Origin of the sequence: Duganella dendranthematis, from assembly GCF_012849375.1 — a bacterium.
Classification (GTDB): domain Bacteria; phylum Pseudomonadota; class Gammaproteobacteria; order Burkholderiales; family Burkholderiaceae_D; genus Rugamonas; species Rugamonas dendranthematis.
This window is the reverse complement of record NZ_CP051684.1, coordinates 3,766,774-3,786,099: the sequence shown is the minus strand read 5'-3', so window position 1 is coordinate 3,786,099 and position 19,326 is coordinate 3,766,774. Positions and strand designations below refer to the sequence as shown.

Genomic DNA, 19,326 nt, shown 5'->3' with positions numbered 1-19,326 from the left:
CGCCCTTATCGCTTACGAACCCAGTCATCATCGAACCAGGCTTCGACGCCCTTGGCTACCGCCTCCACAACACTTTCTAAATCCATCCATGTGCAATCGTCGGAGGCAGTGAACTCCGTCGTCTTTGCGCCGTCGTCCTCCACCCAAATATTGACCCCGAACCCACCGTCATATCGGGGAAGCCGTGACAGCGTAAGGGCAGCGTCCTCGTATGCCAAATCCTCGTCATAGGCATAGTCCGAAACAATCTGAACTAGCAGCGCTTCTGCGGTACCGGGTTCATAAGTAGGTGCGGTCGAGACAATCTCGAGAAATCTCTCCGAGTAATTTGAACTTTCTTTCATTTCTAAATTCCATCTAATGCACTGGGACATTCCAGTTAAAAGTGTAGGAACGCGGATTATCCCAATTTCGAAAATTTCTTCAATTTTAGAAAATAACCGCCGCCCGCATGAGTGACGCCCCGGCGCTGAATTGGACGGACGTCGACGTCGACGAGCATTTCGCGTTCCTGGTAGAGACAAAAACCGGTCGCCCACTCTCCCTCTCGTTGCGGACGAGATTAGTTGAAATATTTAAGGAATTACCGAAAACAGCTGACACGGTGTTCAACTGCTCAGAAGAGGCATTGCGCAAAGGTTGGTGGAGCATCGCGAAGCGTGCGGGAGTGGAAGCCCTGAATTTCCCTGAACTCCGCCATGAAACGATAACTCGCGTGGCAGAGACCTCCAAACTCGCAATCATCGACTTCCAAAAATTGAGCGGGCACTGCGACGTTCGAATGCTACTGCGCTATTCCCACCTCTTCACTACATACATGGCACAGATGTTAGACGAAGCGCTCGCCTACGAAGACAAGGTGACAACTCATCGCGGGCACCGTCGCGACAAAGCTGGTGTAGGCTTCAATGTGGCAGAGGTGGTCAATTCGACGCCAACATCGATGCCGTGTCCCTAGTTAAAACGAAGGTCACTGAAGGACAACGAATGCGGGATGGGCGGGCGCACATTCACTCGTCCGGCTTCGACATGCCCTGCTCGGCAAATATTGTGTCGAGCGTGTCAGGGTGTGTCGGGTGGGCTCACAAGCCCTTGACACGGGGATATCATTCTTTTTTAACGGAAGACCAAAAGTGTGTCAGGTGTGTCGAGTCATTTTGAAAAACCAAAGAGGGTAAAACAGATGGCTCATAGTTTTTTCGGTGGTTTGCCTGACACACCCGACACAGCGGGAAATGCGAATAATTCATTGGAGATTTCTGTGCCAGGTTCTAGCTTGTCTGCTCGACCCGCCGCGACATCGTATTCACCACTCAATAAAAAAACGCCCGAAGGCGTTTTCATACGTTACTGCCCCTACCTAGCCTAGACACTACCAGAAAGGTCTATGGGGCAAACTCTCACTGGCGCACCGCCTCTTTCGACCCTCCCCCTCTGGTTATCCACCTCCAAGTTCAAAATGGCTTTGAGCTTCTTCCAAAAAGCCGCATCACCGTCTGCTCGGCGCCCATTCCGCTCACACCACCCCCGGAAATGCGAGTACACCTCGCTTTTTCGAGTCTGCAATCCGACTCTTTTTTGAATCGAGCAATCTTCGCACCACGCAAGCACGGCGTTGGACTCCGCCTTAACTTCCTGAATTAATTCCGCCATCGCGGCCGGAACATTCGCGGAGAATCCCCCGCGTTTTTGAAGCCTTATCAACCCCTCGAGAGCCCAAGTTAAAACTCCCCCTAGTTCGTTTTCGATAATTCTCTCCGCAAGAATCGGGTCACGGTTTTCTTCGCTGATTGTGATATTGAAAGGCACCACATCCCATCTGCGCCAGAATCCTGTCGAGTGGTCACGTATCAAAGGCAAATGGTTGCCTAGCACCAGCCACTTACCACGAAGACGCGCACTTACTGGCTCTTTGTATTTTCTGTCGATGTATATTCGCTCACCCGCGATTGCGGATTTCAGGACCTGCTCTTGGATAGCGCCTTGAGGCACTTCATCAGAATAAATTAGGCTAGCGCCAACCAGTGCAGATAGCCCGAAACCATCTAACTCGTCGAGACGCACCGCTTCCGCACGTCCATGCAAGGCCTGCACTATGTTGGCGAGCACACCCTTCCCGTTAGCTCCACTTCCTAACCACAGTTGGGCTCGTTGATACCGGGTATCAGATGTCAGCGTGTAGCCGACATATTCCTGAACACGAGCTCGCACTTCAGCGTCCGGTAAGACTTGCTGAATAAACCGGGAAAAACATGGCGAGGATTGCTCCGCTGTGTCAAATGCACATGAGAGAACATGTCGAAGTCCCATGGCAGGGTCAGCATCCGACAGGCTTGGAACACCATCACATATTTTGACGTAACCGTTCATGCACGGCACGACCATCTCATCGGCTATAGGCCCAAGAGCGTCCACCCAATGCTTCGCCGACCCCACCGCGCTTGCCGCGTTTCTAGTCGTTGCATACTCACGCTGATTAGCGACCAGCCAATGATAGGCATTCCGCTCGGCAGCCTCGTCACCCAGTACATTCCAGTGGGTTCCGGTCCACTCATACAATAAATTGTCATCTTGCTTGAACCTCTGTAACGACGCCAGGTGTTCAGCAAACGCATGCGGGTCGAAGCTCATCGCTGTCCTCCTTCAACGATATGCTCCTCGAGCCACTGCTCGACATCTCGAGGCCTCCAACGGAGCAAGCGAGTACCTGGTAGGTGCACCCGGGGTGGAACAGCGAACGGGTTTCTCTTCAGGTCTTTTTTAATCGTTCCAGCATTGCGGCCTAGCAGGTGTGCCAATTCATCTACGTCTAAAAGCTTATCCATTGAAATTATTTTTAGGGTTGCAGCGTGAGCCAACATGGCACGCAGCATCACGAGTGACACATAGCCTAGAACCCGGCATTTAAACGCCACAAAAAAACAACAGAATGCAGTAGGAGCGAAAAGCTGCCATAAAGAGACACTGTCAGAGAAAACTTCGCTGCGTGCGCGCCATAGCAGCCCGACAGTAAGGTTCAGCTTTTGACATGTCGCATCAACCTGGCAGACGAATTGAAATTATGGCAGAGACGCTACTAACGTCAGCTGATAAGAAGGGCGCCACGCGCCCAAAGGAACCAAAATCCAAACTGAAGTGGGTACAACCTACTGTTAGCGGTTCCGCTTCTGCGCGTAGCGCTTTTTCTGCAACGCGACCAACAGTGCTCCGTGCGCGCTCTTTGTTTGGGTCCAGGCCACGTGCATCGGGCCTTCCTTTGCGCTGCCTCGTTCCGTGCCGGGAAACGCAGTACCAGAAACGTAATGCGCAATCTCAGAGGTAGCTTTCGCCAACACGCCAAGCAATTTGCTGACTGAATTGACGGACTCTCCGCAAAGAGAACCTGCCCGAATCCCTGCATTGACGCAGCAATTTATGATTTCTGCCAGCCGGTCGAAATCGAGTTCCGGGCTCAGAGGCTGAATCGAATCAGACACATCTCCCATAACTTCAATAGCACGCGCTAGTCGCCAATTAGGGTCAATTTCGTGACGCTTGCTGGCTTCACGTGCCTGTGCTTCCAGAGCGATACGCCTTTTTTGCTCTTCTCGCGCGGGGATAATTGCGACGTTCATGACCCGCTCAAGTTCTTCAGCCGTGAGAGCGTCCTTGATATTTTGCGGAACTTCAGTAGCGCTTGCGGGAAATTTGTGAACGAGGCTCAGCGTTGAACGGCCACCAATCTTACTGAGCTCGTCGTAACGGTGATAGCTCGATTTCAAAAGGTGAATCCAGTTGCCGCGTCTTCGTACTTGCATTTTGTTCTCCATCGAAGTTTAAAGATATGTATAGCAACTGCCGGGCGGCTAATCTTGCGGCATGCCACATCTAGGTTCGGAGAGGAAGTGCCTGCGTATCAATGGATGGCGCCCTCACCCTCGCGTAGCACGCATGCGAAGCACATAAAGGTCCTGCCTGATGGCGCCAGACATTGGCCCCCGAAGGCTGTAGCAGGAGGCGCTGCACGACGTTCAGGAGTGTGCATAGTGTGCAGGTTCGCCGCGTGCATGAGTCGCGGCTGTCCACAGGGTCGGGTTAAAGAGGAGTGAGTTGCTCGCGGTTGGGGACGGCTGAGGCGGGGCGCAACCCCGCCGACGCGGATGCCATGATGCGTTGGATTCGCTCGAGCACCTGTGCGAGGCAATTGGCGCGGGGCCACGAATTGCAACGGAAACACGTTTGCTCTTGCAATTTGGGGAAGCCAAGATGGTACGCATGTTGGGTCACGGCTGCGTGCCGACGTACCCACGGAGAACTGTGGCATTGCAAGAACATTAGGGGTCGTCGGCGGGGTTGCGCCCCGGCGAAGCCGGACTGGAAGCACAATCGCTCCGGGTCACGCAGCGACGAGAACAGAGATGGCGCTCGCACAAGCGAGCGAGGTGGGATAAGGGGAAAGTACATTTGCCCCCTGCCCGCATCACGCCGTACATCGAGGCATTGGGGGCACGAACTAGATGCCGCGCCTGTCCCCCTTGGGTCACTTAGGCTTGGGAGCAGAGTTGCTATACGACGGAACATACGAATCGCGCGGAGGGAACCCGGCGGTTCGCCCGCCCTCGAATACTTTTTGCGATGAAAGGCCTGATGAAGCAGCCATCCTTGAATACGAACACTACGCCGATAGAACATTTCCCGACGCGCTCACATTTGATGACCACTGCCACGCGCAGTCCGCTAGTACCCACGTCTGCGAACGTTGGCACTCAACCACCCACAGACTGCGGCACATCGGTCGATACCGTTGCTGATACTGCTGCGCCATCACGCCGGACTAGGCCGAAAATACGTCCACCATCGCGCAAGCGAAATAGCGAACCAAGCGGCGGCGCCCCCTCCTCCACTGATAAACCGAGGAGCATGGAAGAGCGGATTGCCATCGAGACCTTGAGATGCTTCGAACGTTTTCGTATCGTCAGAACGTTAGATGTCGCGGCAAACTGTTTCGCCGACCGTCCTTACACTGCGGCACAAAAAGCGGCACGGCGCTCGGTTAAATTGCTTCTGAAACGCGGCGCGATTAGAAAGTTTTTAAGTGAGCATCATCAAACATTCTATGCGTTGACAAGCGCCGGTGCTGCATATCTCAGGTCAACGGGACTTCAAGCGACGTCATCAGTAGGCAGGGCCACGACACTCACAAATCCGACGCACACGTTATGGATAAATTTCGTCACACTCAGTTTTGAGGCAAGGGGGGTTCAAGCATTCACTGAAAGCGAAATCATGCGGATGCTCAGCGCTGGCAAAGGAAGCGTCACAAAACATCAGAACCGAGGCGTTCTCCAAGTCACGCCATCGCCAAAGCGAGGCAGCGAATCAGACCTGAAATTGAGAAGCAAGAAAGTGACACTTTTGCCCGACGCGATAGCGACCGAAGATGATGGGCTTACCTGGATTGAAGTCGATACAAGTGAGCGCGGTTCATCTAGGATGGCAAGGCTAGTCGGACTTCTCCACAAAATGGGAAAGGAACTCAGTGTCATCGCTAGCGCACACGGAATCCCGTTAGAGCAGGCCTCTTTGAAACGTATCTCACTTCATTTTTCGGCCCCAGGTTACCTGAAGCGGATGCGCACTAGACTAATGGATTTAGCGTGCGCGACGCGGGACAATATATTGACCGAAAGCGCCAACAACATCAGATTAGTGCACATCGGTGACGACGTTTTTGAGGTATATCGAGCAGGCGACACGCCAACCGGGCAGGCGGACTTCTGTATGGGTCACGCTGTGCTTCAGATGCTTCCCATTGGCCTTCCTGCTTTTAAGTCAAACATACCCAATAAGTCTACTCATCTTCAATGGTTTGAGGGTAACCACTTACCGTATCGCCGTCCTCTGAGCTTGGGCCTCTGGTCCGCCCCACGCTCAAATTTATGATGGAATGAGGCCACTACAAATTGTTGCTATACGTTTTAGGAGCGCAATTTTGCCAACTCCTCTTTCTAGAAAAAGGACATAACATGCAGGCATTTGGAAACGTAGCGACCGCACCGGAACGTAAGGTCGGCAAGATTAGTGGCAAAGGCTATTACGAGTTTCGGATGTGTGAGAGTCAGCGTGGCAAAGATGATGCCCCCACCTGGTACACCGTCCGAATCATGAAAGACGAAGACCCGAAGCTCCTCAAGGGAGATTTTGTGAAGGTCACAGGAAAATTGAAAGCCGACTTTTACACTTCGCGTGATGGCAAACCCACAGGCACTTTGCTCATCATCGCATTCGAAGCTGCGAAGATTGCGAAACAAGCTGAGTCAGAAGCTGAGAAAGCTGTAGCAACAAATTAATTACGCTGCCATCCTCAATGAGGATGGCATTTTCCGTTGGACCTTGCAATTCTTGGCGCTCACAAAAAATGCAAACCGCCAGGGACATACCGTTCGCCTGTAAGCGAGAGCCTAGTCAGCAAAGGAACAATTTGGTGGCGACTATAGGGCTAAGAGGTCTAGAGAGGATATGCCGAGAGCCGTGCCTATTGCTTCGATTTGGTCTAAGCCGGGATTAGTGACTCCACGCTCAACACGTCCAACATAAAAAAGGCCCAAGCCCGCTGCCTCAGACAAGGCTTCCTGTGAAAACCGCCCTTCCCGCGCGACCGAAATCCTGCGTCCAACTTCTTCGACTAAAGTCGGGAACCGAGGAACTGTGATGAACAGCAACCCTCTAATTTTATCGAGGGTGTCCAGAGATGTGTTCGTTCGTCCGGCTTCAACTCTAGCGTAGTAAGAGCGGTCCATTCCGACCAATTTAGCAAATTCAATCTGGGACAGATTTAGCTTAAGCCGTGCCTCTTTAACGTGCTGAGCACAGGCCAAACGTAGTCTATTTTTAATTTCCTTTTCGCTCATGCGCGTGAGGGTGCAGCATCCATCGCTCGCACACCAGATACTTTTAAGTCCAATCCGTTTAAGTCCAATCCGTTTACAGCACATCGGTTTCTGTTTACAATCCCTACATGTATCCCGGTCTGACAACAGCGCTCCTCCAGAGTGCCGTGGCGGAGCTCTGCCCTCTCCCTATCTCAGTGTTAGGCCGAAATTTGCATAGTTGAGGAGCATCAATGCTGCATGCAGAAATCAAATACCGTGTCGACGACGCTAACGGTCAGTTCGGACTGACTATTAACCGTGCCGATACTGGCCTGAGCGCCACGCTACATGGACCTTATTTTCCTGAAGTCAGGGAAATAGCCGGGTATATGCCATGGCAGGAATCTGGCTTTGCCATGCTGTCACGTGGGTTGGCAGAATTCGCCCAGGAGCTCGGTTATGAAGCAGGCATGTTCACAGAAGCTGAAATCCGATTTACATTCGCCGATACTGGCGCAGTAGCGGCGAACGCAGAACCACTTTGCGTTGCGAATTTCGTGTGCAGCGCAACGGCAAATCGTCTAGTGGTCGACGGCCCGGTACTACGAATGACTGCGCCGATAAGAGGGCTGGATATCCCAGAAGACCTGTTCGCCCTTCTCCAATTCCTGCTCAAAATCTGTGATTCGAGGATTGGAAATTCGGGGTCGGCCGCAACTGAAGTACTGACATACTCTGCCACGGCTGGTGGCCCAGATTTCATCTTCGTCGACGACATCCCGACCTCAATACAACCATGGTTTCTTGCCAGTGCAAAAGCCAAGGCCCATATCCTGCAACGCGGCGGCCTTTTAGCATCTGCAAAGGCATACGCGGACTTCTGCTCGGGACGTCCTTGATGAGCTCGCTGACCAACTCCTCGGAAGTACCCTCAGACTTTCCACGAAGTGCGAACACGGCTTCGATTTCAGGCGCTCAGCCCAAACTCGCAGTCATACGAGACGGGGCGTCCGGGGAGTACATTTCGCAGCAGGATAGCGATGAAGTTGCTGCGCGTTTCGAAATATGTGAAGACCTCGCGGAACAACTTGCGGCCAAATGCATGCGAAACCGAAGCGGTAAATACGCGTGCTTTTCGGAGGGTGAAATCCTAAAGCAGCTGCTGAATCAGTTGCTGAAGTCGGGCTGGGGAACCGATGCCGAGATGTGCTGGACAATTCGACGTACTGCCGAGAAGCTTAATTGGGAATTGCCATCATAGACGACGGCCGCCGGTTATGAATCAATTTGTGGACCGCCTATTCGGATACGCTTTGCTGTGCTGGCTAGTGCGGCGCCTCATGTTCATCAACCCGGCGAAGGCATCGGAAATTCTTGAGATGGCATGGCGTGGTGACGACTCGTTTGAACTTTACCTTCATTCGCTTGGGTTCGAATTCACACCGGACGAGGCTTCTGCGAGCGAACCGCGTACACGAAAATTTAGCGAGCTAGAGCCTTTCACAGGCGAGGCTCGTCCGATAAGAATGCCGCCATTGCGGATTAGAAGAATCAAAGGTAGGTAAAATGCGATGGCGACATTCGAGTTTGAAAATTTAAAAGAAGCGCATCCAAGCATGATTCCACTTCCTGACCAACGACCCGTGATATTCCTCGATATCGACGATGTCCTGTGTGTTCATCGCACGCTGAACACAACGCAGGTACTGCTCGCGCTAGCCGGTGACGAGACTGTCAATGCCGTCGAGGTTTGGCAGCAGATTTTTTATAGTCATGCTGTTGAAAATCTACGTCTGCTGAACGAAGAATTTCGGCCATGGTTTGTAATCAGTTCGTCGTGGACGTTACACCTTACGCGGGAGCAGTTGTTCGCAACGTTCGAAGCTACCGGCATGGCATTCGTGGCCGGGAACCTTCATGAACACTGGTGCACCCCGCGCGACGACGACTCGTATCGCCTCGTTGAAATAGATGCCTGGCTTGATGCATATGCGTGGAAGGGTTCGCGGCAGATGGCACCGGCGCCATACGTGATTATTGATGATGTGCTGAGCGGACAATCGCTAGTAGGTTCACATCTTGAACAGTGCACTGTGTTTTGCAACGCATCTGCCGGATTTCTGTTTCCGCAGTTGAAGGCCGCACGGAGAGTTCTTAGTGCAGGACTTGGCCGGAAATAATGGAGCACGAATTCACTCTAGTATTTTCTACAGCGCGCTGCGTGGAGGGTGTCGATGAAATCGTTGAAATTCTGGGACAGGCAGGCCCAACGGATGCGACCGTGGGTTTGGGCAAACGCGGACATGTGGCTCTAATGTTTAGTCGAGAGGCAGCGTCACTGGGAGCCGCCGCCCAAGACGCCATTGCTGAAATTAAACGGGTCTTGCCGATGGCGAAGCTCGTCGAACTGCGCCAGGGAGATGTACGCTAAATGCTGAGCTGTGTCGGAGCAGGAATTAAATGAAAAATTTAGGTAGTTTCAAATGTCCCACTTGCAATCAGGTTCACTCTGGAATTTCCGAGGCAGACGCCGTAGTCGCTGTGAATGATTTTAACGAGCATTTTGCGGCGCTGAGCCCTGAGAAACAGGCTGAATTCGGCGGACGACCCGCATCGCTTGAAATGTACACACGGTGCACTAAGTGCGGCGCACTAGCTGAGAGCTTTGTGCCAGCAGCGCCTAGCGACTCATGGTTGGGGCGCACAGTGCAAGTGGTGATTGCCCCGGTCGCGATTGGCGGCTAATCAAATACCTCGTTGTAGTCGAGTTGGAGCACGTCCACGACTTTGGCCAACTGGTCCAGTGTAGTCCCGACAAGTCCAAGTTCGAGCTGATTCACGTATTTAAGGTTGCACCCGGCCGTAATTGACAACGCCTCTTGCGACATAGGAGGGTGCATGCCCGTGCGAGCATCAAATATTTTTTTGGCGATACGCATGCGTAACGGCAGTTTGCCTCTTTCGCTAGGCAGCAACGCAGACCTGATTAGGTCAACGGTATCGACGGTGACATTTACATCGCCACTTTCAGCTTTCGAAATCCACGTCCTGTGTCGTTTGACGATGCCTGCCAGCGCAGGTTGAGACAGTCCCGCCTCTGCTCTCAATTGCCGTAGGACGGCAGCGTGGTGCAATCGAAAATGGGATGGGGTTTCGGATGTGGGCATCCTCAGAGCATGAGTCAACCGGAATTATGATGCCACCCAGCAAACATCAACCCTTTTTGATTCACCCCGGTTTACATCAACCCCTTTTCAGCCTTACAATTATTTCCGAAACGCAATTTAAATTTTTATTTTAAGACTCGGCCCTCCGTTTAGCCCGCAAATTCAAGGACAAACATGCCTGCAACATTGATTCGCACTCTTACAAACGTCGTCACTGCGCTTGCGTTAGTAGTCTGTGCTTCCAACTCGGCGTCTGCTGCTACCGCAGTAGCAATCTCAAACAACCTGGGTTCCGTATCGTATGTTGGTAAAGGCGCAACAATCGAACGGGCCGATGAGTACGCACTGGCGCTTTGTGACCTTGAGACTAGAAAACGTGGTGTGGTACCCGTTTGCAGAGTTTATGGGCATACAGATACAGTCGGATGGTATGCGGTCGCATGTGGACAGCTGGGGTGCGGTGCGGCCATCGGCAAGAAATCCCTTCGGCTGGCTCAGGAGGGCGCGTTCGAAGAGTGCTTGAGACAACAAAAATTCTGCAACACTGACCTAGTGGCGTTTGGGAACGACCTCCCAGTACCAGCGCAAACCGGTGCGGAAAAAGACCCAAGTGCGGGACTGCCCGCTTACTATCGCGCAGGACCAGCCCAATGATGCAGCGCCTTATTGGTAACGCTATGGTGGCTATGGGCGCGACGGCCGCTATTTCAGGCTGCGTCATTAAGCCGCTGTCAGATTCTGCGGTTCTCAAACATGTGAACGGCAACGTAGTGCGGATGTCAGTGGAATGGGAGGACAGATTCGACAGAGCTCAAATTCCCGCGTTCTATAACAATGAAGCGAAATATTTTCACTGGGGGCCGGAGGCCAATCAATATCGTTGGGTCCAAACCATCGCCGGAACACGGCGCGATATCTACGGCATGGTATTTCGTCGTGCATTGGTCGCTGACGGCGTCCCTGCTTTAAAACGCTATGACTGGGTTGACGTTTACCTCGGCAATGAAGAGCAGACTAACTACTCGGAATTACGCGCACCGGTAGTCCTCCGCCTGGTATGCCGTGCAGCAGACAGCGAATGCAAAGCCCGCTCAAAGAGGGAACTCGGCGGCGAAAACGAAGTCGTCAGCAAGGGGCGTCCGCCTGAGATGGACCTTGTGACATTCACAAAGCTTTATGACCTAAAAGGCCAGCCGTTGAAGCAGCAAGCCAAGTAGGCACGCACACGGCGAGTTAAAGCGACCATATGAAAAGATATCTCTCTGCCGTAGCATTGATTTGCGGAGCTGTTTCGGGCTGCGCGATGCGTCCTATCCACGACGAGGGGCTGCTCAAGCTCGTCGATGGCAACGTTGTCCGGATGACCGTGACTTGGGGCGAGCACGACGACAAGGTTCTCAAGCCTGCGTCGTACAACGTCGACGGGCTACACTTCAAATGGAACTCCAACGCGAACCAGTACAGATGGGTTCTGGCTACGGCGGTTATGCGCCGCGACCGATGGGCAGCGTTCACAGACGGGCCCTAGTCCCAGACCAGATTCCACAATTACACAAAGGCGATGTAGTCGATGTGTACGTAGGCATTTTCGATGAAACGAACTACGGTGAATTGAAAGCGCCGGTGGTCATACGCCTAGTTTGCAAGGATGCAGACGGTGCGTGCAAAAAAGCCGAGGAGAAAACACTCGGTGGGGCCAATGAAATCGTAAGCAAAGGAAAGCCGCCTATGGCCGCATTGAGCTTCTCAAAAATCTATGACCTTGAAGGCAACCGCCTGCATCCATAGGCCGAACGATTTATACCGTTTCACATGCATCCAATAATTTTTTTATCGCTCGACTCTTTTTTGCCGGGCTATCTGGAGCCAGCATTTCGCTCGCTGATGGCGTTGGAGAGTGTAAGCAAAGCCGCGTCTGACGTCGGACGCTCAGGCGGAATTTGCAAGCCCTGCGGCCGCAGCACTGACCGCAATCGCTCGCGTCGACAAGCACACCTTATCTTCACGAGCGTTTACGCGCCAGGGTTCGAGGCAGCCCTAATGCGAAACCACATTAACAACCTCGGACTTTCAGAAATGGCTACCCAGCTGTCAGAGAATTGGAGCACGCCGGTGCGGCGGGCCAGCAATCGTACCGATGAGATTCGCTGCTGGCTTGGCAAGTACGCTAGTGCCGACGCGGCTTTCGCGATAATCGACACAGCCGAGTATGCTCGCGAATTGATGGAGAGTGATATGGCAGAACACGTTGTCATAATCGATAGCGAAAGCCGTGACTACAGTTACCTCGCGGAGCAGGTAAACCGAGCATTACGAAGCGGGATACGGCATGCTTAGTGTGCACACAAACTCGGCATCATTAAGCGCTCAGAATGCTGTCACGCGCGCTTCGAGGGCGAACACTACCTCGGCCACGCGCTTGTCGACCGGCTATCGCGTAAACTCCGCAATGGATGATGCCGCAGGTCTGCAAATCGCTACACGGCTCTCTGCGCAGAGCTCTGGCATGACGGTGGCAATGCGCAACATCCAAAATGGCATCTCGCTGATGCAGGTTGCTGATACGGTGGCGGGCAGCATGGTGGATGCCTTTAGCCGGATGCATGACCTGGCAATCCAAGCAGCAGATGCCTCGACCACGCAGGCCGACAAAACTGCGCTCCAGGGCGAGTTTGTGGCCCTCTTCTGGCACGCCTGGGACGTGGTAGCGACGACATACAACGGAGAATCGCTGTATGTCGATACCGGTGCCGCTGGCTCGGACAAACTTATGCAGCCGTTGAAATTCCAAATCGGCGACAGTAGCTCTGACGTGCTGACGGGTGATATTCGCTCGTCGCTTCTCAATACCTTGGGAGTAGGCCTCGCTTACAGTAACAGCCAGCTAGAGGATGTTCTGACCTCACATGCATCTGACGCTATCGAGAACATGTCTGAGGCGATTAACGCGTGGGCAGGTGTTCGCAGTGCCACTGGTGCAGTCTCAAATACGCTTGAGCACGCGTACAACAACCTGGCCACGATGCTCAGCAATACACAGGCGGCCACGGGTCGAATCATGGATACGGACTATGCCACCGAATCGGCGAACGCAACTTCTTCGCAGATGTTGATGCAGGCTAGTACGTCGATGCTCAAGCAGAGCAATTCAACCGTACAGCTGACGTTATCACTCATTTCTTAGCCCATCAAATTTCAAAGGTAATCATGTTCAAAGGTATCTGCGCTGCCGCAATAGCAGTATCGTTAGTCGGTTGCGTTGCCACGAAGGACGGCATGCGTTTCGGCACCGGCTCAGCTCCGTCAGATTCCGATGTAGCTCGCGTCCGCAGCCAAATTGCGGAAAATGCACAAAAGTCAGCGGCCAAAAAAGCTTTGGCTGAGGCGTTGACGCCAGCCCCTAAGCCCGGCGTTTTGGTGATTGGCGAAACCGGTGTGCTACGTGAAATGGACCTTGCTAAACTCGACCAGGAATACAAAGCGTTCTCCGTCATTGCCGAGAAGTGGCATCCTGGTGTCCCTCCGCACTGGACGAAGCAGGACTATGGCAATCGAATCGGCGGAGTGACCACGCTGGAGATTTATTCCATCCCCGGCATCATCAACCTTAAGTTGCCCGCAGCGGTTCCTCGAGACCGAATGACATCTATAAATTTCGCGTCCATCGCTGGTGCTTGGCTGATGAATTCGACAAAGGACTTGGTTATAGCGCGGAGCATCGACGACGGTATCTTGGTAATCGAACGTGTCCTGTGCTCCTCCGCTAGCGAAGACTACCGGAGCTGCGCTTCTCAGTATGCACCCGGCCGCTACGATGCTGTATCGGGCATCGAAGTCGACCGCAGCTTCAAGCTCAAAACTGATGGCGTACGAATCGACATCACAACGTTCAAGAAAATTTGAGGGCGGCTGTGGGTATTTATTTTCGCAATTTCATCAGAGTGCTGGTTCACATCATTTGTCTTCCCATGGTCAAGGCCACGGCAAGTATGACGATTTTCATGATGATTATTCACATGCTGCAAGCGAGCGGTTTTGCAGACGTTCTCCGGCAGCTGATGAGACGCGAGACTTACGAGGATGGAATGGTCATCGGTGGAATCGTAGGTGTGTTCAAAGTGCTGGGCGCTATAGGCACGGTTCCGATGGAATCAAATTTTAGCAATGCCGGTCCGGGCATCGATAACAATGAGTACATCAACCCGGCCACAGGGCTGCCGCTGATTAACCCAGAAGCCGGAGCTCACGGAGGCATTGACATTCACAACAATTTCTACGGTTCTTCGTCTAACGAGTTCTAAAGAGTCAGTCCCACGTATGGCACCGATGACCTCGCCTACATGAGACCGAGAACGTTAAAACGCACAAATAGCTACGTGGCTCGTCGTGCATCCACTATTTTCATCAAGTGACTAGCCAACACAATCATTTCACTCGCGTCCATGGCACTGAGCTGCACCTTGCGATGACTATGAGGGTTTTTGTAGGAACCCAGCGCTCCAGTCATCATGTTGAGCAGGGCTACACGTTCGCCGGACGGTGCATTTCTGTCCGTAAGGGGGCCTTTTTCGCCAAAGGCTTTTTGCGCCAATGGCACACCGAAATCATCAGCAGAAAAATTGCCAGCTAGCCGAATTGCGACTTCGAGTTCTCGAAAAGCTTGGAAAACCGCTGTATCGTATTCGCCTCGCATAAAGGCAGACCAACAGCACTGAACAATAGACGGATGCAGCATGCCTCGTGGGAGCAGAACTGAGTTAGCGTAAGCCACGACTCCAGCGCGGTCACGCAACTGCTTTCCCCTTCGTGTCACAAAGTGCCAGCCGGACGTCTCCCCCGGGACCGGGGCAATCATCCCTTCACGGAGCAGCCAGTTCCATCCCTCGGCCATCGCATATTCCACTTCCTTGCGTTTTTCTGATGGGAACGTCCCAAGCGTTTGCGGATGTGTAAATGATGTCGGATGTAGCGGTGAACCAATCCCATCTTCAGGAGTAATAGAAGTGATGAGCTCCAGTCCGAGCCCAGCCAACTCTTCGGGTTGAAGCGCCAAAATAGCGTCTGCATCAGGAATAAGCGTGGAGAGCGTTGGCATAAGCCTCCAATAATTGTAAATGAAGGATGATGGTTGTTTGCCGTTACATAGCAACGCTTAGGCTAGCTTTTATATAGTCCTCAACCCGCTTTAGCAACAACGCACAGCGTATTACTGTTCCTTCGCTATCATTCAGTTCCCGACGTTCGATGACTACGAATTCCTGAACGACGGAACCAACTGGAAACTGTTGCCACGTCAAGTCGATGTGATACCACTCATCGCCGAGACGTAGACCGTTCCAAAAGTGCACCTCAAGAGCTTCCCCGGTCCACACTGTTCCTTTGAAAATTTCGGTCTTAGGGTAGTAGTGCTGCACTACCCTAGACGTCGGGTAGCACTGCCCTAGTGCTGCGTTTCCTATTTCTTCGACTCCCATATAAGCGGTTTGTTTGTCCCAGGAAGCAGTCAGCGCTTCTCGAAGGCGCGGCATGAATTCTTGACGGTGCAAGTGCATTGTCCATCCCCTATCAATGTCCTCGCAGGGCTAGTCCGTAGAATCGAAACTAGCAAGGTCCGCTTATGGCCGAACTCAGACACCAGCTCGAGTGCTAGTGCTTGCGAAAGAACGCAAATGAGTCATTGCCGCGATATGTGGCTTGATGCCTCCATTGAGCACTGTCTGCCTGATGTCTCCATCGGGCAGATACACGACCAGCATGTCATCAAAAATCTCGTATTCCGCGCGATATTCTTTTCCGTTTTCGGTCAGGGCAATTTCAGTCATTAGCAGCTTCTGTTGGTTATGTGGGCCGTTCCCCTGAGCCGTCGCTTGCGCGCAAGCTCGTGTAGGCAGATTTGCGTTGGCAGCAGATGGCACAACGGCCGCTTAGGCGGCCGTTGCGTGCGGGATTCTCTTAGTCACTCCAGATGGGTTTTTGCACCCACTCACACTCAACTTTCTCAAATCATGGGCAACAATATCCTCGGCTAACTACCTTGTCAATAGATGACCTTTTATTGGTACCGACAGCAGGAAGCGAGCCAACTGCGCCCAGGCTTCGGGTCAGAATCCTTTGGTAGCCATTGAAGAAATCTTTAGATGCACCATCCCATGCGTCATCCGGTGTGACTTTTGCCAGTTGATTGTTTCGCTGCCAAAGCGGGCACTAGCCTGCTTAGGACGCCGAAGGTGGTGAACGAAGAACGCGCCCTTGACGCTATGCAATGGTGAGATGGAGAGATGTGTCGCGAATCATGGTATTTAGCTGAGTGCCAATCACTCCGCCTTAAAGGTTTAGGTTTAACAGCAGAAATATAGGAAACCCGGCGGGAGTACACTTAGTATGTTCTGGGACCGGATTGAATGAGGTGACAACATGGCCGTTTGGCAGTTCGACCTGTACATCGTGGATTACGACGCTCCAGCGCCTCGCCAAACGGGCGATGGGTGGCAGCCACCGCCTTTGCCTCTTTCCATGGTCTACAAGGTGCAAGAGGAGTTGGCTCACTACATGGGGCCGCCTTGGCAGATGTTGAAAAACTGGCTGGTCTTTGGCCCGGAAAATGGCAATCGCATCGACATACTTTTCGAAGATGATGTCGGCGCAGAAATATCTGTGCGTTGCGATATCAGGGAGGAAGCTCCACAGTTTCTGGTGCTCGTATCGGACCTCGCACGTTTTCATGGGTTTAAATTTTTCAGTCCACTCACCCGCGAATTCATTGCCCCGAACTCGAGCTCGTCCTGGAGGCAATCCGACGAAGCCAGACTTAGCTGCTTAACTGTAACAGCTCGGACCTGAGCTACCACCAGCTCTCAGCTGAGTTAGAGTTGCACGAGGCCGCTACCGGCAGGCTGATTAGTGAGAATGAATAGATGACGCACGAAGAGGAACTAGAAATTGTGCAGCTTATGCGGAAAGCTCGGCTAGAAAGTCGTGGCTACGCTAGCTTCTTTGGCTGGTCCGTCGATAGGGACCAAGAGGAACTAGGTGCGGCGAAGGCTTTAGCAGAGAGCCTTGAGCTTGATGGTAAGCTCTTTTTTCACGAGCTCAAACTCAGAGGAAGAGGAAACGACCCTCCTGACCTTGAGGCTCTTTCGCTTTTAGGTGAGCGTTTAGCGTTCGAACTCACGGAGCTTGTCGATGGTGCTGCAATACAAGCTTATAAAGCAGGAAGAGTATATGACTGGGCTTTATGGGACCGGACGAAATTCATCGACCTTGTAAGCTCCTTGCTCACAAAAAAAGCGAAGCGGTTTTCAAAATTGAAGGGGTCGCCGTATCCCGGCGGTTACGTGATTGTCATTTTTACTGATGAACCGGAGCTGACTAAGCAAACCGTTGAAAACTATTTGAAGGGGCATACGTTTAGCAAATCTCCAAATGTATCAGGTAGCTATTTAGTCCTATCATACGACCCTACGCTGGGGCGCTGTCCTTATTTTGATTTGACATAGCCTTTATAGGATGCCCCATCGACTCTGCTTGTCAATCGCTTGGCAATGCAGCATACCAATCCGCGTACGGCGTGTTCTTGACTAGTCTGCGGTTAAAATCCGGCGCATCGTCCGTCCACCACACCGGCCCTCGCTCACCGAGTGCGCGTTTGGCCGCATCCACATTTGCTCTCGCAGCCTTCTCAGCTTTTGAGTCGTGGGCTTTAAGTGCCATTGCGACCGTCCGGCGCGCATCCATCAGCTTGTCTACCCAATGCTGTCTAACTTCCGGGCTGAGAGCCGGATTGCTCATGCGCCACAACCTGCCACGGACGATGAAGTAGCGCCCGTCGGGCGTGCTCAAATAGCTCGATGTCTCGGGCATTGGTTGGTCGACCCGGACGCGCCGAAATAGGCTGGCCATCGGTGCATTATTTGCCTAAGTGCTTACGAACGTCTACGGCCATCACGCCCGCTGTTTTTACCGCTCGCTCAAGCTCTTCCTTGGTTACGTTCAACTCTTGCGTCCAGTAGCGGACTTCATGCTCTTCATTGACGTTGATGCGCAGGCGGTCTTGGCCACCACGATTCTTGAGGTCGTCTGACATAGTAAGCTCTCGGATAAAAGCTTTACCATATCAGTTGACAACGCTTGCCTCAGTTAGCTCCCACACCAAGCCACCCCGAATGCGCCCCTCCCTGAATGTGTCGCCTTCATCTTGCTTACCCTTATCTAGAGAGCATTCCCGAGTGCTAGTTCCGCCGGGGGGCAGCGAAACGCTTCGACAACGCCCTCTCGCAAGCTTTCACCATTATATAAATTTCACCATTATATAAATGATGGTGAAAACTCTAAAGCGACAGGGCTGCTTCAACGATATCCCTCATCCGCATCTGTGGGAATCCATCTAGAAGACTGACAAATCCTGTTCAGCTTGCGCGAGCTGTTTCGCCGCAGCTTCTAAACTAGGCAGCGCTACCTTTTTTCTACTTTCCGAAACCGCAGCAAACGACTTCAGTTCTCCCAAGCCCGCCTCAAGGGCTCGTTCAATCTGGGCGGCCCTTGTACCGAATTTTTTCCTAATTGCGTTTGTATCTGCTGGAGTGAACGCTACGCTTGGGTTGTAAACAAATTTACGTTCACAACTCGCCTTCCAATCCATCATCGCCCTTGTATTCCTTTCGCCGAAACCCTTGACCTGCATCACAGCGTGCTTCGTTACATCGGCTGCCGTTTCGATACCGAAAGAGCGTAACGCGGCCTTCCGCCCCGGACCGACGTTCGGAATAGTTGCCACGTCTATGAAGCACTGTTCGAGAAACTTTTTCTTCTGCCTTGCTTGCGCGGTGTCTTTCAGTTGAGTGATTTCACGCTGCTCCATTTCGGGAATTTTTTTGTACTCATCGCGCAGCTTCTCCAGTTCAGTTTTCTTCGCAACAAATCCTTGTGGTCCAATGGATGCTTTCACTTGCTGTACAAGGCGGTCGAAGTTTAACTTTGCAGAGTCACGCGCTTGCTTCCTTCTCCGATGCTCATCGGCACGGACCTTATTTTCTTTGGGGCTACCAAAATGCCATCCCCAAAACGCGACAATCACTGCGGGGATAATCAGCTTCAGCGATTGAGCGACCATCAAAACTCCGCCCAAAATAGCTAATATCCTAATCCACAACTGACCACTATCCGCCAACGCATCCACCGAAAGTGGCGTTGGGCTAAGGTTGAAATCAGGCATACCTGGCAAGGCGAAAGGGGCTGGAGGCTTAACCAATTCCAAGAGAGTCCAGAATCGCCCAAGGTCGAAGCCTGTAGCGGGCCGCACATATGCAGCG

General features: G+C 52.6%; 24 protein-coding genes. 13 read left to right on the top strand and 11 right to left on the bottom strand.

The features are described from left to right. Positions 1 to 5: 5 nt before the first annotated feature. The gene (locus tag HH213_RS17300; protein ID WP_169113040.1) at positions 6 to 344 is read right to left on the bottom strand and encodes a hypothetical protein; all 339 of its coding nucleotides are present in this window, start codon (positions 342 to 344) and stop codon (positions 6 to 8) included. Positions 345 to 451: 107 nt separating this feature from the next. On the opposite strand from HH213_RS17300, the gene HH213_RS17295 reads away from it, so the two are divergent. Then, positions 452 to 958 carry a tyrosine-type recombinase/integrase gene (locus tag HH213_RS17295; RefSeq protein WP_169113039.1) on the top strand — a complete coding sequence of 169 codons (507 nt, stop codon included), beginning with the start codon at positions 452 to 454 and terminating at the stop codon, positions 956 to 958. A gap of 407 nt (positions 959 to 1,365) precedes the next feature. Here the strand turns inward: HH213_RS17295 and HH213_RS17290 are convergent, their stop codons facing one another. Then, positions 1,366 to 2,631 (bottom strand): DNA primase family protein, encoded by a 1,266-nt coding sequence (locus HH213_RS17290; RefSeq protein WP_169113038.1) that lies wholly within the window; start codon positions 2,629 to 2,631, stop codon positions 1,366 to 1,368. A 521-nt stretch (positions 2,632 to 3,152) separates the two neighbouring features. Beyond that, entirely contained in the window at positions 3,153 to 3,797 is a 645-nt protein-coding gene (locus HH213_RS17285; protein WP_169113037.1) for a hypothetical protein, read from the bottom strand. 1,102 nt (positions 3,798 to 4,899) lie between these two features. On the opposite strand from HH213_RS17285, the gene HH213_RS17280 reads away from it, so the two are divergent. Further along, positions 4,900 to 5,922, top strand: coding sequence for a replication-relaxation family protein (locus HH213_RS17280; protein WP_169113036.1), 1,023 nt, complete (start codon positions 4,900 to 4,902; stop codon positions 5,920 to 5,922). A gap of 83 nt (positions 5,923 to 6,005) precedes the next feature. Continuing rightward, on the top strand, positions 6,006 to 6,329 hold the full coding sequence (locus HH213_RS17275; RefSeq protein WP_169113035.1) for a single stranded DNA-binding domain-containing protein: 324 nt from the start codon (positions 6,006 to 6,008) through the stop codon (positions 6,327 to 6,329). A 141-nt stretch (positions 6,330 to 6,470) separates the two neighbouring features. On the opposite strand, the gene HH213_RS29885 is transcribed toward HH213_RS17275, so the two are convergent. Further along, entirely contained in the window at positions 6,471 to 6,779 is a 309-nt protein-coding gene (locus HH213_RS29885; RefSeq protein WP_169115244.1) for a helix-turn-helix domain-containing protein, read from the bottom strand. A gap of 323 nt (positions 6,780 to 7,102) precedes the next feature. On the opposite strand from HH213_RS29885, the gene HH213_RS17265 reads away from it, so the two are divergent. The 3 genes from HH213_RS17265 (at position 7,103) to HH213_RS17255 (ending at position 9,282) form a co-directional block, all read left to right on the top strand. Further along, positions 7,103 to 7,750, top strand: a complete 648-nt coding sequence (locus HH213_RS17265) for a hypothetical protein (protein ID WP_169113034.1) — start codon at positions 7,103 to 7,105, stop codon at positions 7,748 to 7,750. 672 nt (positions 7,751 to 8,422) lie between these two features. Further along, the gene (locus HH213_RS17260) at positions 8,423 to 9,031 is read left to right on the top strand and encodes an HAD domain-containing protein (RefSeq protein WP_169113033.1); all 609 of its coding nucleotides are present in this window, start codon (positions 8,423 to 8,425) and stop codon (positions 9,029 to 9,031) included. Continuing rightward, positions 9,031 to 9,282 (top strand): hypothetical protein, encoded by a 252-nt coding sequence (locus tag HH213_RS17255; RefSeq protein WP_169113032.1) that lies wholly within the window; start codon positions 9,031 to 9,033, stop codon positions 9,280 to 9,282. Before HH213_RS17260 ends, HH213_RS17255 begins: the two co-directional genes overlap by 1 nt. A gap of 310 nt (positions 9,283 to 9,592) precedes the next feature. Here HH213_RS17255 and HH213_RS30695 read toward each other — a convergent pair whose 3' ends face one another. Continuing rightward, complete coding sequence (locus HH213_RS30695) at positions 9,593 to 10,018, bottom strand: helix-turn-helix domain-containing protein (protein ID WP_169113031.1); 426 nt, start codon at positions 10,016 to 10,018, stop codon at positions 9,593 to 9,595. Between the two features lie 650 nt (positions 10,019 to 10,668). Between HH213_RS30695 and HH213_RS17245 the strand changes: the two genes are divergently transcribed. The 5 genes from HH213_RS17245 (at position 10,669) to HH213_RS17225 (ending at position 14,319) form a co-directional block, all read left to right on the top strand. Continuing rightward, positions 10,669 to 11,235, top strand: a complete 567-nt coding sequence (locus HH213_RS17245; protein ID WP_169113030.1) for a hypothetical protein — start codon at positions 10,669 to 10,671, stop codon at positions 11,233 to 11,235. A 220-nt stretch (positions 11,236 to 11,455) separates the two neighbouring features. Then, positions 11,456 to 11,806, top strand: a complete 351-nt coding sequence (locus tag HH213_RS17240) for a hypothetical protein (protein ID WP_169113029.1) — start codon at positions 11,456 to 11,458, stop codon at positions 11,804 to 11,806. A gap of 541 nt (positions 11,807 to 12,347) precedes the next feature. After that, positions 12,348 to 13,202: a flagellin N-terminal helical domain-containing protein gene (locus HH213_RS17235; protein ID WP_169113028.1), complete on the top strand. Its 855-nt coding sequence runs from the start codon at positions 12,348 to 12,350 to the stop codon at positions 13,200 to 13,202. 23 nt (positions 13,203 to 13,225) lie between these two features. Continuing rightward, positions 13,226 to 13,921 (top strand): hypothetical protein, encoded by a 696-nt coding sequence (locus HH213_RS17230; protein WP_169113027.1) that lies wholly within the window; start codon positions 13,226 to 13,228, stop codon positions 13,919 to 13,921. Positions 13,922 to 13,929: 8 nt separating this feature from the next. Beyond that, complete coding sequence (locus HH213_RS17225; protein WP_169113026.1) at positions 13,930 to 14,319, top strand: hypothetical protein; 390 nt, start codon at positions 13,930 to 13,932, stop codon at positions 14,317 to 14,319. A gap of 71 nt (positions 14,320 to 14,390) precedes the next feature. On the opposite strand, the gene HH213_RS17220 is transcribed toward HH213_RS17225, so the two are convergent. The 3 genes from HH213_RS17220 to HH213_RS17210 all read right to left on the bottom strand — a co-directional run bounded on the left by HH213_RS17220 (position 14,391) and on the right by HH213_RS17210 (position 15,840). Then, entirely contained in the window at positions 14,391 to 15,113 is a 723-nt protein-coding gene (locus tag HH213_RS17220; RefSeq protein ID WP_169113025.1) for a TIGR02391 family protein, read from the bottom strand. Positions 15,114 to 15,156: 43 nt separating this feature from the next. After that, the gene (locus HH213_RS17215) at positions 15,157 to 15,564 is read right to left on the bottom strand and encodes a YunG family protein (RefSeq protein ID WP_217363446.1); all 408 of its coding nucleotides are present in this window, start codon (positions 15,562 to 15,564) and stop codon (positions 15,157 to 15,159) included. 81 nt (positions 15,565 to 15,645) lie between these two features. Next, positions 15,646 to 15,840 (bottom strand): hypothetical protein, encoded by a 195-nt coding sequence (locus HH213_RS17210; protein WP_169113023.1) that lies wholly within the window; start codon positions 15,838 to 15,840, stop codon positions 15,646 to 15,648. A gap of 592 nt (positions 15,841 to 16,432) precedes the next feature. Between HH213_RS17210 and HH213_RS17205 the strand changes: the two genes are divergently transcribed. Beyond that, on the top strand, positions 16,433 to 16,858 hold the full coding sequence (locus HH213_RS17205; RefSeq protein ID WP_169113022.1) for a hypothetical protein: 426 nt from the start codon (positions 16,433 to 16,435) through the stop codon (positions 16,856 to 16,858). Positions 16,859 to 16,932: 74 nt separating this feature from the next. Then, a complete protein-coding gene (locus HH213_RS17200; RefSeq protein WP_169113021.1) occupies positions 16,933 to 17,514 on the top strand; it encodes a hypothetical protein in 582 nt (193 codons plus the stop codon). A gap of 31 nt (positions 17,515 to 17,545) precedes the next feature. Here HH213_RS17200 and HH213_RS29880 read toward each other — a convergent pair whose 3' ends face one another. The 3 genes from HH213_RS29880 to HH213_RS30190 form a co-directional block, all read right to left on the bottom strand. Further along, a complete protein-coding gene (locus HH213_RS29880; RefSeq protein WP_229263041.1) occupies positions 17,546 to 17,806 on the bottom strand; it encodes a hypothetical protein in 261 nt (86 codons plus the stop codon). 118 nt (positions 17,807 to 17,924) lie between these two features. Beyond that, positions 17,925 to 18,101 (bottom strand): DUF3606 domain-containing protein, encoded by a 177-nt coding sequence (locus tag HH213_RS17190; RefSeq protein WP_169113019.1) that lies wholly within the window; start codon positions 18,099 to 18,101, stop codon positions 17,925 to 17,927. 300 nt (positions 18,102 to 18,401) lie between these two features. Beyond that, positions 18,402 to 19,271, bottom strand: coding sequence for a hypothetical protein (locus HH213_RS30190; protein WP_229263040.1), 870 nt, complete (start codon positions 19,269 to 19,271; stop codon positions 18,402 to 18,404). Between the last annotated feature and the right edge of the window lie 55 nt (positions 19,272 to 19,326).